Source organism: Halomonas sp. H2 (assembly GCF_050215315.1).
GTDB lineage: Bacteria > Pseudomonadota > Gammaproteobacteria > Pseudomonadales > Halomonadaceae > Vreelandella.
Genome location: NZ_CP189760.1, coordinates 1,350,642 through 1,366,373 on the forward strand (window position 1 = coordinate 1,350,642; position 15,732 = coordinate 1,366,373).

11 protein-coding genes are annotated in these 15,732 nt (G+C 53.1%); 5 read left to right on the plus strand and 6 right to left on the minus strand.

Annotated elements, in window-relative coordinates:
* The first annotated feature begins 322 nt into the window (after positions 1–322).
* The 3 genes from ACQE2I_RS06205 to ACQE2I_RS06215 are packed head-to-tail and all read left to right on the plus strand — an operon-like array spanning position 323 to position 9,871.
* Positions 323–1,822, plus strand: a complete 1,500-nt coding sequence (locus ACQE2I_RS06205) for an STY4851/ECs_5259 family protein (RefSeq protein ID WP_427030599.1) — start codon at positions 323–325, stop codon at positions 1,820–1,822.
* Positions 1,806–3,647: an STY4851/ECs_5259 family protein gene (locus tag ACQE2I_RS06210; protein WP_427030600.1), complete on the plus strand. Its 1,842-nt coding sequence runs from the start codon at positions 1,806–1,808 to the stop codon at positions 3,645–3,647. The genes ACQE2I_RS06205 and ACQE2I_RS06210 overlap by 17 nt, the downstream gene beginning before the upstream one ends.
* Positions 3,644–9,871 (plus strand): DEAD/DEAH box helicase, encoded by a 6,228-nt coding sequence (locus tag ACQE2I_RS06215; protein ID WP_427030601.1) that lies wholly within the window; start codon positions 3,644–3,646, stop codon positions 9,869–9,871. Before ACQE2I_RS06210 ends, ACQE2I_RS06215 begins: the two co-directional genes overlap by 4 nt.
* Before the next feature lie 170 nt (positions 9,872–10,041).
* On the opposite strand, the gene ACQE2I_RS06220 is transcribed toward ACQE2I_RS06215, so the two are convergent.
* From ACQE2I_RS06220 to ACQE2I_RS06230, 3 genes are all read right to left on the minus strand, one after another.
* Positions 10,042–10,281, minus strand: coding sequence for a hypothetical protein (locus ACQE2I_RS06220; protein WP_427030602.1), 240 nt, complete (start codon positions 10,279–10,281; stop codon positions 10,042–10,044).
* Between the two features lie 24 nt (positions 10,282–10,305).
* Positions 10,306–11,873 (minus strand): IS3 family transposase gene (locus ACQE2I_RS06225; RefSeq protein ID WP_427030603.1). Its coding sequence is split into 2 segments (ribosomal slippage): positions 10,306–11,405 and positions 11,405–11,873, totalling 1,569 coding nucleotides; the frame shifts between segments, so codons are not numbered across the junction.
* Positions 11,874–11,982: 109 nt separating this feature from the next.
* Positions 11,983–12,213 (minus strand): hypothetical protein, encoded by a 231-nt coding sequence (locus ACQE2I_RS06230; RefSeq protein WP_427030605.1) that lies wholly within the window; start codon positions 12,211–12,213, stop codon positions 11,983–11,985.
* A 327-nt stretch (positions 12,214–12,540) separates the two neighbouring features.
* Here ACQE2I_RS06230 and ACQE2I_RS06235 point away from each other — a divergent pair, with 327 nt between their 5' ends.
* Both ACQE2I_RS06235 and ACQE2I_RS06240 read left to right on the plus strand, forming a co-directional pair.
* Entirely contained in the window at positions 12,541–12,825 is a 285-nt protein-coding gene (locus tag ACQE2I_RS06235; protein ID WP_427030606.1) for a BrnT family toxin, read from the plus strand.
* On the plus strand, positions 12,785–13,075 hold the full coding sequence (locus ACQE2I_RS06240; protein ID WP_427030607.1) for a BrnA antitoxin family protein: 291 nt from the start codon (positions 12,785–12,787) through the stop codon (positions 13,073–13,075). Before ACQE2I_RS06235 ends, ACQE2I_RS06240 begins: the two co-directional genes overlap by 41 nt.
* Positions 13,076–13,335: 260 nt before the next feature.
* Here ACQE2I_RS06240 and ACQE2I_RS06245 read toward each other — a convergent pair whose 3' ends face one another.
* The 3 genes from ACQE2I_RS06245 to ACQE2I_RS06255 are packed head-to-tail and all read right to left on the minus strand — an operon-like array spanning position 13,336 to position 15,653.
* Positions 13,336–14,145 (minus strand): substrate-binding domain-containing protein, encoded by an 810-nt coding sequence (locus ACQE2I_RS06245; protein WP_427030609.1) that lies wholly within the window; start codon positions 14,143–14,145, stop codon positions 13,336–13,338.
* Between the two features lie 60 nt (positions 14,146–14,205).
* Positions 14,206–14,952, minus strand: a complete 747-nt coding sequence (locus ACQE2I_RS06250; protein ID WP_427030610.1) for an ABC transporter ATP-binding protein — start codon at positions 14,950–14,952, stop codon at positions 14,206–14,208.
* Positions 14,949–15,653: an ABC transporter permease gene (locus ACQE2I_RS06255; RefSeq protein WP_427030611.1), complete on the minus strand. Its 705-nt coding sequence runs from the start codon at positions 15,651–15,653 to the stop codon at positions 14,949–14,951. Before ACQE2I_RS06255 ends, ACQE2I_RS06250 begins: the two co-directional genes overlap by 4 nt.
* Between the last annotated feature and the right edge of the window lie 79 nt (positions 15,654–15,732).

The following is a 15,732-nucleotide window of genomic DNA, read 5'->3' on the forward strand; positions in this document are numbered from 1 at the left end:
GTTAGGAAAAAACAGTTGCTGGCCATCCATCGCATAATTGGCAATCGCTTGCTGCCCCTCGTCTGATACAAGCCACTTGATCCAGGTGGAGCGGTCGGTAAACGGTTGTTTCGGTTGTATTAGTTCAGGAATAAGACAGTTAAAAGCGTTATTGAAACTTGGCTAGCTGGTTAAGTAAATTTTAAAACATCTACTAACTAAAGCTCTCTAACGGTAGTATCTAATGCATAGCAAACTTTTTAAGTTTGGGGGGAACTGGTCTGGTTGTGGAAATTAGCAGAAGGCTTTGTTGACGATAATTAAACGAAAAGGAGGCGATCAGATGGGGGCAGTTTATGAGTCACATAAACAACTAAAGGGTTGGGTCTCTTCATATTTAAATAGGAAAGGCCTCACCGGCCCGAATGGTTTACCTCTCTATAGCTACTCTACTACCGATAATGAGCTTCAATTTCTTAGCGCTGCTTTAGCTGTAAATGCTGAGGAACGACACGGTCTTATATCTAGAATCTATTGGGCCGCGGGTTACTGTCTTTTTGTGTCTGAAAAATATCGTAGAGAGTATGAGGCTAGCTGGTCTTGGCAAGCTTTTGATGCTGAATTAGGTATTAAGCTTCAGCCCAGCGAGCACACGGAGCTCGTTAAACTTGGATTGGGTTTTTGGGATAGGCCTATTCGCTATCGTTCCAACGGAGCTGATTATTTGGGTTCTCTCTTTGCTGAGGGTGGACTGCCTTGGAAGTTGCTTCAGAATGAACGGCATGGCTTTGGTCGTGCCATTAAGGCAGGCTTAAAGTACTACCATGAATACAAGCGAGATGGCGGAGATATTGTCCAGGTCATCCGTGAGTACGGCCAGTATTTTCCGCAATCTTTCAAGAATGATGAAAAATATCAATTGCTCGCCAGCATTGCGGAAACTCTTATGGTGCTTGCAGAACAGCACGGGCTTGATCAGCAGGAGGATCCGGCATCTTTTCTAAATCGCCACTTGCCTCAGTGGCGGGATGAGTTTCCACTGCCGTTGGAGGAGGACAACGGCTTTGCACTGGTCAATGAGTGGCTTAGGGATGCAGGTAGCCGACTTGAAGAGCGTAAACGTACCGAAGAAATGGCTCGTCAGTTTACCTGTGAGCATCAACTTGACGGCCCGATGAAGTCGGCGTGCTTACAAGCGAAGGTTTGGCTGAGCCGTTCTCTTCAAATAAAGCTTGGAGCGCGCAAGATTATCACTAGCCGTGTTGAGTTAGCGCTTTATGAGGGCGATCGCTTAGCCCTTAAGCTCGGTGTTGCCTATGGGCGATTGGAAGGCGATGTATTGACTATCAAAATGCCATCAGAGGTTGCAAAGCTTCGTCGCCAGTCTCCTGAAAAGCCTCTTTTTGTAGTGTCTTCCTGTGCAGGGGAGCGGTTGGATACCCATGCAATCCAGTCCAGTGAGGTTGATTGGAATCAATTGCCCACTGTTTTTGTTGAGGAGGATGACGTTACGCGCCTAGTAGGTATTGCGTCGGTTAAGTGCAAGGCATCTGAGGTGCTTTTACGTATACCAGCCTGCATAAATAGCCAAGGTGGTGAGCTGTTAATAAACGATGTCGAGGGAGGGGCTTGGCACCGCATTAATGAGCAGCTAACCATCTCTACTTCCGGCTCCCGCTATGTGATTGAACCCGGTAATTCATCCGGCGTTGAGCGGGTTGAGTTGCAAGGTGTTATTTCATCTTACGATACCTTACCCGTTACTACTTGGTTGGGTTGGCCTCGGTGTTTACTGATTAACTCGTTAGATGAGGGGTATCAACCGGATGGTTTTTATAGTTGATGACCAATTAGTTAAAGACTTGGGTGCATCATCCCGAGTGGGTAGTTTCAAGGTGGATATTTTAGGGGCGGATAAGCGGGTCATTGCTCGACGCAAGCTGGGTGTATTGCCAAGGGACTTTTCGATAGCCGCTATGCCAGCCTCGCCTCAGGTTCCTGCGCGTATTTTGATTAGTACAGTCAAACCACTGAATGTTCGCGTGCTAAATGATGGCCTGCGTCCAAATATACGAAAGGAAGGTAGCGCGATTACGGTGCAACTAACGCCCGGTAAACAAAAACCTGATCGAGTGTTGTTGGAAATTACAGATGAACGCACCTCAGCTGCGGGGGTGGTGATTCGCCTTCCTTATCCTGAAGAAGGGGCGCAGTTATTAGAGTCTGACGGACAACTGTTCCTGGGGCGTGGGCTCACGCTTGAGCGTACACTAGGAATGACCCTGGTATTTACACCTCCTCCAGATAGAGCAAGAACGTTTTACCTCTCACTTGAGCTGATGGGGCAGACAACGAAGCTGGAAAAGCAATATAGCTATCATGTCAACAACACTACGGCACAAGTAAGCTTGTATTCACTTTACGATGATATCCTTTCATTACTGAGCTGTAGTGCAGAGCAAGATGCAACTATTCGTTGCCGGGTTGAAACTTCCCAAATGCTCAGACAGGTTTATATTCATCGTTACGATGCAGCCATTAAATTCACCAACGAGTTTCGTCAGTTTTTTGAGCTTTTGGATCACAGTTCTCAGCCATTAATGCATCGAGCAGAAGGTGCAACTGTAATGGCGATGCAAGTTCACACCCCCGAGAGCCAGCCCATAGCTATGCAGCCTCAGTCATCGAATGGTGTTGTCACTGGCTTTTATGCACTCCCAGACAAGCTTCAAGGGGATGGTCCCTGGCTGTTGTACCCCGAAGAGAGTTCTCCGATTGCATTCCGGCCAGCCATTCATGTACCAGACCTTTCAGAGTGTGAACTCGAAGACATTCAGAATATTAAAACTCTTCATTCAGCTGCACGTTACTATCATCCTCAACATCACCCTGATGTCTTCGATGTTGTTCTTGACGACATGGCGGGGCACTTCTTACACAATAGCTGGCTTTATCTGATTGAGCTGAAAAAGCATTATCAAAATATACCCTTGTCTGCGTTTGAAAGTTGGAAGCATTTGGCGCGTCACCCACAAGCAATGGCTCTGGCTGTTTTTCGGCTTGAAATAAATTCAGTATTTGCCGATCGCCTAAAGCAAGAGCTAGCGGTTATTTGGGAGTCAATTACCTTAGAGCAGTGGCGAAAAGCTGTGCAATTGTATGTGGAGGGGGTCTCCCAGCAGTTTGGTATTCCTGAGCAGGTGCTTAAGAGCAAGGTGCGCGAACGCATGGAATTATTAGCGGTTCAGGTGCCTGTGTTCAAAGACCTAGCACGAGCGTTATGCGATAACAATTCAGTAACTGCCAGCGTACTGCCTTTACAGACAATTTTACCTATTTGGTTGGGTGAACTGCGCTCCCGTAATGAAGATGCTAAATGGCCAACCAACCTGAGCGAGCCGCTTGGCAATTGGATTCGGCAGCAGGAGGGTTATGCCTGGCTAACGGAACTGCCGATGCCAGGCTATATGCACTCAGTTTGTTTTATGCCGGTATTCGCTGCTTTTCTGACCGCGGGAGTGGCTGATCTATATGAGCTGTCGGAGAATGATGCCGCCCTACGTTTTAGTTTTCGGGTGTTATCTGATTTTGACAGGAACGGATGGTACGAGCCGGTTTACTCGGCCACTTTATCCGGTTTGCTTCACGCTAAAGGGAAAGAACTATGAGTGGTAACTTCAAAGAGTTGATCAATCAGTCGTTGAATCGTTCGCGTGAAGCCACGTTGTCCGTTCTGGGTATTAATGAGGCGGGGCTACGAACCCATCTTACCGAGCTGATGCATGACCGTATGGGCGAGGAAGGCTGCTTTCTGGCACCACCGGTGTTTGAACCTACCTTTGGCTGGCAGCCAGGTGAGGCCACCTTGGCGGATTTGCAGGGAAGCCTGCTGTCTGACTCAGTGGTCAGTGCACTGACGGCGGATACCGGGTACGGATTTGACGAGGATATGAATCCCTACCAACACCAGTTGGAAAGCTGGCAGAGGCTGTTGGCCGATAAACCTATGTCAGCGGTGATCACGACCGGCACAGGGTCAGGCAAGACGGAATGTTTCATGGTGCCTATCCTGCAGGATCTGGTACGTGAATACGAGCAGGACCGGCGCCCGCTGGTAGGCGTGAGAGCACTGTTTCTGTATCCGCTGAATGCCTTGATTAACTCCCAGCGAGAGCGCCTTAATGCCTGGACATCGCCTTTTCAGGGTGGCATCCGCTTCTGCCTGTATAACGGGAATACAGAAGAAAAAGAGTCCAGTACTCGCAAGGCTCAAAAGATCAGTGTCAACGAGATTCTTTCCCGCGAAAAGCTACGCAAACAACCGGCACCCATCCTGATGACCAATGCCACCATGTTGGAATATATGCTGGTTCGGCAGGTGGATGATCCGATTTTACGGATCTCACGAGAGCAGCAGTCGTTGCGCTGGATTGTTCTGGATGAGGCGCACACCTATATAGGCTCGCAGGCAGCTGAGCTATCACTGTTGCTGCGCCGAGTTGTGGAAGCGTTCGGGAAGCAGGCCAGTGAAATTCGGTTTGTGGCGACTTCCGCGACCATTGCGGGTGAAAACGCTGCGCAACGGCTGCAGACTTACTTGGCATCGCTAGCTGGGGTGCCAGATGATCAGGTGGTAGTGATTGGTGGTTCACGCCAGGTGCCCGTTGCGACGCCACTGGCACCAATGAATCGCAGCTTTGAGGAAATTTGCCAGATTGAGCTGGGGAAATCGGTGTCGGCTGAACGCTATGCCGCCCTGGTCAATCATCCGGTGGCCTACCGCATACGCCAAACGGTGGTGAACAATGAAAAGCCTCTGGATCTGAATGAGCTGGTTGAGGCTGTTCAGTCAATGCTGGAAAGCGAACAAACAGCCGCGCGTCAGCAAGAAATGTTGCAATGGCTTGATCTGATGGCGGGTACTTCACCTGCAGACGATGCGCCACCTTTTCTCAAACTGCGCTGCCACTTGCACCAGCGAATGTTGCACGGGCTGTGGAGCTGTATCGATCCAAAGTGTAGGGCTAAATCATCGCATCTCAGGCAATGGCCGTTTGGTAAGGTATATGTCACCCAGCGGCCCCGTTGTGAATGCTCAGCACCAGTTTACGAAGTGGCTTTCTGTAATGAGTGTAAAACCCCGCATCTGGTGGCTGAAGATACCGGCGGTATCCTGAAGCAGGCAAGCCCTTATGCCGGAGATGAGTTCTCGCTTCAGGATGACAGGGATGAAGAGGTGCCGGAACAAGAAGATACCCAATATAGTCAACAGCAAGCGGTCGTACTGGCTTCCGCGTCAGCCGATGGTTATGAAGGCATACCGCTGGATCTTGAATCTGCCAGGCTTGGGGCGTTGAGCGGGTCGTCAGTGATAACGGTCCATCAATCCGCAGAAGCAGGCTCAACATGCGCTCAGTGTGGTGAGTCAGGACACCGGTTTAGCTTTTTGCGGAAATGCTATCTGGGCGCACCTTTTTATGTCAGCAATGCGGTACCCACCGTGTTGGAGTTTTGCCCTGATCCTGAGGGCGTGGCGCCAGAAAGTCTTCCAGGGAGAGGCCGCAAGCTGATTACCTTTACGGATAGCCGCCAGGGAACCGCTCGCATGGCGGTGCGTATGCAACAGGAAGCAGAAAGGTCGAGGCTCAGAGGGTTAGTGTTTGAGGTGCTGCGCAACCGGCAGGCCGCAGAAAACATGAAAGCACCCGCTCTGCCTGACCAGTCGGTCGAAGAGTTGTTGCAACAAGCAGAGCAGCTTGAAAGTATGAGGATGTGGGATCTGGCTGAGCAGAGGCGCAACGAGGCCAAAGTGAAGCAACAGCCTGATGCAGGAAAGTCGCAGATAACCCTGAACTGGCATGAGCTGGTCAATGAGCTGGCGGCAGCCAGTGATGTCAGACACTCGATACTGGACTATAACCGTTACGCCAACCCTGAGTTCTTTGGTGGCAGCGATAACAGTCTGACGTTGGCTGGTTTGCTGTTGCTCAGGGAGTTTGCTCGCAGGCCGAAAAACCAGAACAGCACAGAAACCCTGGCGCTGGTTCAGGTGGGTTATCAGGGGCTGGATCAGGTTCAGACGGTACCGCGTCACTGGGCGGAAACCCAGGTGCCCAAGGCAGGTAATGCTCAGGAGAAAGAGGCGCTTTCTTTGCAGGACTGGAAGGACTTTCTTAAGGTGGCGTTGGACTTCCACGTTCGAGAAAATACCTACTTTGTCATCAATGACAGCGAACGCCAGTGGTTAGGAGCAAGGTTTGCTTCCAAGCAGTTGGTGCCACCTAACCTGGATTATCATGATACGCCGCGCGTTAAATCCTGGCCGCAGTTCAAGCCGGGTAACAGACCGCCATCGCGACTGATCAAGCTATTATTACACGGCGCTGCCCTTGACCCTGACTCCGCGATTAGCCGAGATAAGGTGAATGAGTGGCTGAAGGCCGCTTGGAAAGAATTGACAGGTTTACCAATTCTGCAAAACCAGGGCGGCGGTGGCTATACCCTTAACCGGAGTATTATTACCTTTGCATTGCCACAAAAAGCCTGGATATGCCCCATCAGTTATCGGCTCCTGGATACTACTTTCAGAGGATTAACGCCCTATATCCCCAGAAAAGCAGAGCGGATAAAGCTTGAATGCCAGCCCGTCAGTTTGCCTGATTTCACGGCGCTAGCACCTCAGGGGGAAGCTGAAGGTGCCTTGGTGGCCATTCGAGAAAAAGTTGCCCGTAATAACGCTATTCAGCAGCTACGCCAGCAAAACCTGTGGAGTGACATTTCTGACCGTACGGTAGAAGGTGGCTTTTATTATCGTACGGCAGAGCATTCTGCCCAGCAGTCAGCAGAACGCCTGCAAACCTATGAGGGTTTATTTCATAGCGGCAAGATCAATGTTCTGAACTGCTCGACCACTATGGAGATGGGCGTCGATATTGGCGGAATCTCAGCAGTAGTGATGAATAACGTACCACCTCATCCGGCCAACTACCTGCAGCGTGCGGGTCGTGCGGGCCGCCGCAGTGAACCCAGGGCGGTTGCCTATACCTTGTGCAAGGCTGACCCGCACAATACACGCGTTTTCAACCACCCGAAGTGGGCATTTAATACCGCTATTCCTGCTCCGGTAATCACGCTAAATGCCCAGCCGTTGGTACAGCGCCATGTCAACTCTTACTTGCTGGCGGCCTTTCTAAAAACCTACTCTCCAGTGGAAGGTGATCGTACCCGGCTGACCGTTCAGTGGTTTTTCAATGTTGAAGAAGGCATGGTCAACCGCTTTATTGACTGGTTGGGCAGTGATGCCAGCGCTTTTGAGCAAGGCGTCAGACGTATTGTTATGCGTACATCGCTGGAGCTAACCAGCATGGAGACTCTGTTCGGACATACCACGGAGGCTATGCGCCCGATAGCTGACAATTGGCAAGCCGAATATCGGCAAATCAATCAGCGCCTTGATACGGCGGCCGACGAGCGCTACAAGCGGGCCCTGGAGCGCGAAAAAGCCCGTCACGAAGGTGAGTATCTGCTCAAGGAGTTGGCCACCAAGGCATTTCTGCCAGGGTATGGATTCCCGACCAATGTTGTGGCGCTGAATACGCACAATGCTGAGGATTTCAATAGTAGGCGTCAGCCTCGCCAGGATCAGGCAGAGCGGGAAGATAATATCTTTACCTACAAGGAGCAGCCTTCCCGTGGGTTGGATATTGCTGTCAGAGAGTATGCTCCCGGCGCTCAGATTGTCATTGATGGCCGTGTCTACCGTTCAGCGGGCATCAAGCTGCAGTCCTATCAAGAAGGATCTGCTGGCAGCAACCAAAAGTTTGATGTTAGTTGGCAATGTGTGAACTGTGGCATGCCTGGTTACCAGGCTTATGCATACTCTCACTCGGATGATTTGCACTGCTCGCAATGTGACGCAACCATTTCGAATACGCAGGTCAAGAGAGTGCTTCGGCCTATGGGGTTTGTCACCGATTTCTATGAGCCGACTACCAATGATGTATCGACCCAGAAATTCATACCAGTAGAGCGACCTCTGGTGTATGTCGACGGGGCCGTCATTGCACTGCCTGACCCTGCTTGCGGCTATGTGCGTTTCGGTGAGGATGGGCAGATTGTGGTGCGTTCCGGCGGCGAGAATGGCAACGGCTTTGCGGTATGTATGTGTTGTGGGCGAGCGGAGTCAATGACGCCGAAGGGTGAACTGCCTGCAGGGATGCAGCCTGATCAGTTCCACCGTCCTGTTGGTGGTGCTGTTGGTAGTAAACCTAAAAAAGAATGTTCAGGTGAGGCGGTGTTACCTGATATTCACTTGGGCTATCAGGCAAGAACGCATGTGGTGGAGTGGGTGCTGAAAAAACCGTTAACAGGGGCCTGGATTCCTGATAACGAACAAGGACGTATCATTGCCATGACACTGGCGGTTGCGCTTCGCGATGCGGTGGCCGATCAGTTGGGCATCGCCAGCAATGAGATGGGGTTTGGCGTTCGGCTAGATCGCAGCCTGGAAACGGGGGAAAAGCGCTATATCGTTCAGGTTTACGATAACGTTGCGGGTGGCGCGGGCTTTGTGCTGACAGCTTTGCACAAGATGACTGACTTGTTGAAAGCGGCATTCGCGAAGCTTATATGTTCGGCAAACTGTGAAACTGCTTGTTCATCATGCCTTGCCAGCAAGGATAGCCGGGTAGAGTTTGAACAGCTGGATCGGCGGCTAGCGATAGAATGGCTGGAGAAAGGCCAGTTTAATCAGCACCTGGCATTGCCGGACCGCTTTAATATTATAGAAGGAGCAAGCTACTGGCCTTATGATCCAGAGCGCTTTGTGCGCCACTGGCTGAATCGTTCTGTCAGGGAAGTGTCTGTACGCTTGGCAGGTGACCCGGAGCAGTGGGATTTGGGTGCACCTGAGTTTCGCCGTCATTTGATGGCCTGGAAAGTGGTGGACGGTTGCCAAGTCGATATTGTGCTTGAAACGCAGAATCTGCCCGCCGTTATTAAGGAAGAGCTGGCGCTATTGGCACGTTTTGGTATCCAGATCGTTTATCATCAGGCGAATATGGCTGACGGTATTCTGCCGCTTGTTCAGCTGATCACTCCTGAGGGTGAAGCGGTGACACTACTGACTGATAGCCCACACGCTGGTATTCCGGGTACAAGCTGGCTGAAAGCGCATGACGCCAGCACCTGGGTAACGTCTGAGCAGTTACCGGTTTGGCAATTGTCACCTGTCTATACTGATGATTGGCTGGGTATGTATGAAAGTGCAACTGTGCTTGAAGTGACCAAGGAGCTTAATGGCCCTATTGCCGAATTACCTAAACGCTGCAAATTACTGCTGTCGGAAAAGGCACCCGGATTTATGGCGCGACTGCAAAGCGAGAAAGTGGTTTCTATCCACTACGAAGACCGTTATCTACGATCACCCTGGACGGTTATGCTGCTGGTAGGCTTCATGCAGATTATCCCGAGTGAGGCTGTCGAAGCTGTCAGCGTTGATGTCGTCGCGGCTCCTGATAAAGGTGCAGGTTCGCGCTTGTGGGATAACTGGATCAATCAGCAGGATATGCAGCAAGTGCTGACGCAATGGCTATCGGCCATTTTAGGTACTGAGCCACGGGTTAATATCAGTAACTCATTGGCCGATGTAAGCCATCGACGTGTACTAACACTGACGCTTGAATCGGGTAAACAGCTGAAGCTGGCTTTTGATCAGGGCATGGGTTATTGGCAATGTCACTCAGAGGCTTATGGATTAAAGCGCTTTGATTTCAATCAGCCGGTTGAAGGCCAGGTCAGGCAAATGCTGGACAGTTGGAAGGGTATGTCACTTTTAAATATTGGTGATTGGCCGACTGATGTCGCGCTATATGAGGTGGAAGTTAGTGAATAATTGTAATTTTATCTTCAAATAAGGATTCTGTTGTATTTGGTTCTACTTGAATTCTTATAAGAAATTGAATTTTTTTTTAAAAAAGTTAAGCCATAATAGACTCTTACGTCTTTGTAAAACACAACGGCCCGCCTTTAAAGCGGGCCGTTGTGTTTGGATGAGTTCAAATATTACTCAGCGTTAGGGAAAAACAGTTGCTGGCCATCCACCGCATAATCGGCAATCGCTTGCTGCCCCTCGTCTGATACAAGCCACGCGTGCCACTGGGCGGCAAGGTCATGCTTTAAGTGCGGGTGACGTTCGGCTGAGAGCAGCAGGCTACCGTATTGATTGAACAGCGCTTTATCGCCTTCAAACAGCAGCGTTAGGTCTTGTGGGTTTTCAAACGCCACCCAGGCGGTAGTTGTCAAGAAATCTGTCGCCTCTGAGGTCTTTTAGGCCACCTGTTTTTCCGGCTCTACGACGGTGACCTGGAGTTCCCGCTCTGGGTTGAGTGACACGGTACCTATCGGCGTCCAGTTGCGGGTCTTGCCGCTCCAGCGTGCGGGGTTGGCCGCACGTGCTGCCTGATTGATGGCATGGCGCTTGGCCAGTACATCGGTATCCCCGCCAGCATGGCGCTGTGCCGGCGTCACCAGGCGAATCCCGCTGTGGCGATGTTCGTGGTTGTACCACTGCACGAAACCGGCCACCCACTCACGGGCATCGTCGACCGTGGCAAACCCGTCGACGGGGTAGCAGGGCCGGTACTTGCAGGTCCGGAACAGCGCCTCCGAGTAAGGATTATCGTTACTGACACGCGGCCGGCTGAAGGACGGCGTGATGCCGAGGTCATGCAGCTTCTCCAGCAGCGTGGCGCCCTTGAAGGGGCTGCCGTTGTCCGCATGCAACACCAGCGGCTGATCGATGATCTGCTCGGCCAGCACCGCCCGCTCCAGCACGCTGCGGGAGTTATGGGCCGACTCAGCCAGAAACACCTCCCAGCCGGTGATCTTGCGGCTGAAGATGTCGATCATCATCACCAGGTAGTAGTACTGCCCCTTGATCGGACCACCCATCCAGGTCGCGTCCCACGACCACACCTGGTTCGGCGCAGTCGCCTGGTAGGTCGTGGGCTTGGCGCGGCGCTGAGGCGTTTTGGCACGGCCACGATGCACCACTTGCCGATGCTTGTGCAGGACGCGGTAGAACGACGAGGGAGAGGCCACGTAGCGCTGCTCCTCGTCGAACAGACGCACCACGATCTGCTCTGGCGGCAAGCTCGCGTACTCGGGGCGGTGGCACACGTCGAGGATCTCCTGCTCTTCGGCCGGTGTCAGTGCGTTAGCCGGCACCGGCCGGTCGACCAAAGGGCGCTGGTCCTCGCGTAGCTCGCCGTCGCGCGTCCAGCGTTGGTACGTTCGGGCGGTGATGCCCAGCTCGCGACAGGCGGCTTCCAGGCGGGCCCCTTGGGCCCGGGCGTCTTCGATCAGCGCGATAGCGCGTTGGCGATCTGGGGTGCTGATCATTCGTCCTCGTCTCCCCAGATCGCCCTCGCCTTTTTTCGGAGGGCCAGTAACGCTGCGGTTTCCGCCAAGGCCTCGTTCTTGCGAGCCAACTCCTTCTCCAGCGCTTTGATGCGCTTGCGCTGCTGCTTGGCCTCGTCGGCCTCACGCTGGCGTTCCGAGTGCGAGAGACTGGCGGCCTGCTCACAGTCATTCCGCCAGCGCTCCAGCTGTTCGGGATAGATCCCCCGACGGCGGCAGTATTCCGCGGCTTCCTGGGCGTTCATCGAGGCGGTTTCGATCACGGCGCTGAACTTATCCTTGGATGACCATCCATCGGCGCCCTTGCCCAGAGCATCCGGCAGACAGCGGCCTTCGGCACGGGCTTCCTTGCGCCACTTGTAGACGGTGCCCAGCGAGATCCCTTCCTGCTCCGCGATCACCTGCGGAGAGAGGTTGTGGGGAGGCAGCAGCTTGGCAACCACGGCTTGCCGGCGCTCCTTGGAGTAACGAGGCATGAGTGTCTCCTTTCGCCCCCTGATCGGTTTATAAGAACAGGGTATCAGAGGGTGCGACACTCATCCTGACACTGGGGGCAGGTGGCGCGGTCGGTAAACGTATAGGCGTTCATACCCGCGGCGGTATTGAGCGTGGGGCCCATGCCGCTGCCCAACTCGCGGTACCACTCGCCCTGGGGCGTGATCCCCGCATCTTGGGCGACCCGCTTTCCGCAATAAGCTGCATGGCGTCGCTGATCGATTCGCTGTCGCTGATACTTGCGGGATCATCGCTCGGGCCAACAATGACAAAATCGTTATACATCACATTAAGACGCTCTGTTGCATAACCGTCGGCCACAAGCTGCTCTTCTGTATTTTTCTGCTCTATGCAAATCGTGCGACAGTGTTGCACCAATTGAGCTGGTCGCATGGCGGAGCAAAAATGAATACATGGCATGCTCGACGCTTTTTGCACATAGAAGTTACATGTTGAAATGTAAAAATAATTTACCAGAAAAAAAACGAAAAAAACCAGCTCATGTCACAGTGTGGCTGTCTGGTAGTAATAAAACCGACCTTATCTTGGGTTTTGCAAGAATGATGGTTTTGGCTCGCAAAACGCTCTGCTGATGTTTGTCTTATTAATTATTAGGGGTACAATAATTAATAAGACAAGGAGACCCCGATGGCACCAGGCAGTGAGATCGAGTATGACCTGCGCAAACAACAAGACACCCTGCAACATCGCGGCCTGGATTTTAACGACGCGCCCGCCGTCTTTGCTGGCAAAACGCTGACGATGGTCGATGACCGCCAGGACTACGGGGAAGAACGCATCATCACCGTGGGAAAGCGGACAGACAAAGTAGCCGTCATTGTCTGGACACAACGCGGAAAAAAGCGCCGCATTATCTCCATGAGGTACGCCAATGAACGCGAAAGGCAAAGATACGAACAGCACTTGGTTTGACCCTGACGATGCGCATGAACTAACTGAAGAGTGGTTTGAAACAGCGCACCAGTACCAAGGGAATACGTTAGTGAAACGAGGGCGTGGCCGTCCACCCATCCCTGTTAGCGAACGGAAAGTACCTGTGAAAATCCGGTACGACCAAGACGTTATCGAGACATTTCGCCAGACAGGTAAGGGGTGGCAAACCCGAATGAACCAGGCACTTCGCCAATACCTGAAAGAACATGACGTTCATGATCTCAATTGAAAATAGAGGTGAGGAGAGCATGAGAATTATTATTCCTATCCGTGCTCTCTCTCAGCCTAGAAGCCTCTATTTTCGGCCCACTTACTGTGAAATAGGCTTGTAGCTCTTTTTGCAGCGTTGGATAGCGGGGTGGATTACCGGCTGGCCAATTCGGCAGAAATACTGAAGCAGTGGGTTGTGTAGAGCCGACACTCCCTATACGCCCGCCGCCCTACGCGCGTTGGGCGGGGAGTGTCAGGCTGCTATGTGGGCGTCTTACATTACTCAGCGTTAGGGAAAAACAGCTGCTGGCCATCCACCGCATAATCGGCAATCGCTTGTTGCCCCTCGTCTGATACAAGCCACGCGTGCCACTGGGCGGCGAGGTCATGCTTTAAGTGCGGGTGACGTTCGGCTGAGAGCAGCAGGCTACCGTACTGATTGAACAGCGCTTCATCACCTTCAAACAGCAGCGTTAGGTCTTGTGGGTTTTCAAACGCCACCCAAGTGGCGCGGTCGGTAAACGTATAGGCGTTCATACCCGCGGCGGTATTGAGCGTGGGGCCCATGCCGCTGCCCAACTCGCGGTACCACTCTCCTTGTGGTGTAACGCCAGCATCTTCCCATAAACGTAGTTCGGCGCGGTGGGTGCCGCTATCGTCACCGCGTGAGGCAAAGGGCGACCCGCTTTCCGCAACAAGCTGCATGGCGTCGCTGATCGATTCGCTGTCGCTGATGCCCGCGGGATCGTCGCTCGGGCCAACGATCACGAAATCGTTGTACATCACGTCAAGGCGCTCAGTGGCGTAGCCGTCAGCGACAAACTGTTCTTCGCCCACGGTGTCGTGCACCAGCAGGCTATCGGCATCGCCACGGCGGCCAATTTCAAACGCCTGCCCGGTGCCTACCGCGACCACGTGTACATCAATGCCGGTTTCTTCAGTGAAGGTGGGAATAATCGCGTCGAATAAACCTGAGTTTTCGGTCGAGGTGGTCGAGGCCAGGGTGATGTAGTCATCGGCTGCCAGCAGCGTGCTGCTCCAGGTGAGTCCTAGCGCGCCTGCGGTTAACACTGCGGTGGTCTTGTTCATTGTATGACTCCTTGATCGTTTTTCATTTATCCAACTGTTCCATGGCTACCAAACCTAGGGCTACCAAACCAATTCGCCACGAATAAACGCGCCCGCCTCGCGTGAAGTAGGCGCGGTAAAAAAGTCGTTGGCGGGGGTGTGTTCGAGTAATTCGCCGTTATGCATAAACAGCACGTCATCGGCTAAGCGGCGCGCTTGGTATAAGTCGTGGGTGGTCATCACAATGCGTGTTCCGCTGTGATGAAACTCAAGCACCGCATCTTCAACGGCCTTGATAGCCGCTGGGTCTAGCGCTGAGGTGGGTTCGTCTAAAAACAGTACCTGGGGATTGAGCAGCCAGGCCCGCGCCAGCGCTAAACGCTGCTGTTCGCCGCCCGAAAGCACCCGTGCCGGGCGCTTGGCCAAGTGGGCTAAGCCAAATTTTTCCAGTGCATTCATTGCTTGGGTTTTATGCGATAGATTTTTATCGGGTGATGTTTTAGCGTTTTGACGTGGCGTTTTTTTGATTGCTAGCACGTAGGTCAGATTGTCCAGCGCCGAGCGGCGCAACAGCACCGGGCGCTGGAAGACCATGGCTTGAGCAGGTTGCTCGCCTTGCCAGCGAACCGTGCCGCTCGTCGGTGTTAATAGCCCGTGGGCTAAGCGCATTAGCAGGCTTTTGCCCGCGCCATTCGGCCCCATAATCAGCGTTCGTTGGCAGCCCGTCAGGCGCAGCGAAGTGGGCTTTAGCAGCGTCTGGCCGCGATGGATAAAGCCCACGCTATCGAGCTCAAGCGAGGCGACGGGGGGCGTGTGGTGTGCGTTCATCCCAGCCGCCTTTTCGACGTTTCGCCGATGACATGGGCGATAGCGTTAATCATGGTCACCAGCGTGAGCAGAATAATCCCTAAGCCTAGCGCCATGGGCAGGTTGCCTTTGCTGGTCTCCAGCACAATGCTGGTGGTCATGACACGGGTGACGCCAGCGATATTACCGCCCACAATCATCACCGCGCCCACTTCCGCACTGGCGCGGCCAAAGCCGGCAAGAATCACTGTTAACAGCGCAAAGCGTGCATCCCAGAGTAGCGTGGGGATCATACGTTGGCGGCTCAGACCGAATGAGTTCAGCTGCTCGGCATACTCACCATGAAGCCCCTCAACCTGCTGGCGGGTGAGGGCGGCAATAATGGGTAGCACCAAAATGACTTGGGCGATCACCATGGCGGTGGGGGTGAATAACAGCCCCCATTCGCCCAGCGGGCCCGCGCGCGAAAGCAGCAGATAAACGCATAGCCCGGCGACCACGGGCGGCAGGCCCATCAGTGCATTAAGGGCAACGATAACGACGTTACGCCCGGGAAAGCGCCATAGCGCGAGAGCAGCGCCTAACGGCAGGGCGATTAGGCTGGCAATCAACACCGCCATTAGCGATACCTGCAACGAAAGTATCACGATGGAGATTAACGCGCTGTCCATCGTTAGGATCAGGGCGAGGGCAGTGCTAAAGGCATTGTCACTGATCGACATTGAGCGGCGTCATCGTTATTAGGTTAGATTGGGCATGATGTACGCAAAAATCCACGATTGCACACGCAGCTGAAATTTA

Coding starts and splice junctions, on each gene's coding strand:
- ACQE2I_RS06250 (WP_427030610.1), bottom strand. CDS start 14,952: ATGAACGCACACCACACGCCCCCCGTCGCCTCGCTTGAGCTCGATAGC.
- ACQE2I_RS06215 (WP_427030601.1), top strand. CDS start 3,644: ATGAGTGGTAACTTCAAAGAGTTGATCAATCAGTCGTTGAATCGTTCG.
- ACQE2I_RS06255 (WP_427030611.1), bottom strand. CDS start 15,653: ATGTCGATCAGTGACAATGCCTTTAGCACTGCCCTCGCCCTGATCCTA.
- ACQE2I_RS06235 (WP_427030606.1), top strand. CDS start 12,541: ATGGCACCAGGCAGTGAGATCGAGTATGACCTGCGCAAACAACAAGAC.
- ACQE2I_RS06240 (WP_427030607.1), top strand. CDS start 12,785: ATGAACGCGAAAGGCAAAGATACGAACAGCACTTGGTTTGACCCTGAC.
- ACQE2I_RS06210 (WP_427030600.1), top strand. CDS start 1,806: ATGGTTTTTATAGTTGATGACCAATTAGTTAAAGACTTGGGTGCATCA.
- ACQE2I_RS06245 (WP_427030609.1), bottom strand. CDS start 14,145: ATGAACAAGACCACCGCAGTGTTAACCGCAGGCGCGCTAGGACTCACC.
- ACQE2I_RS06205 (WP_427030599.1), top strand. CDS start 323: ATGGGGGCAGTTTATGAGTCACATAAACAACTAAAGGGTTGGGTCTCT.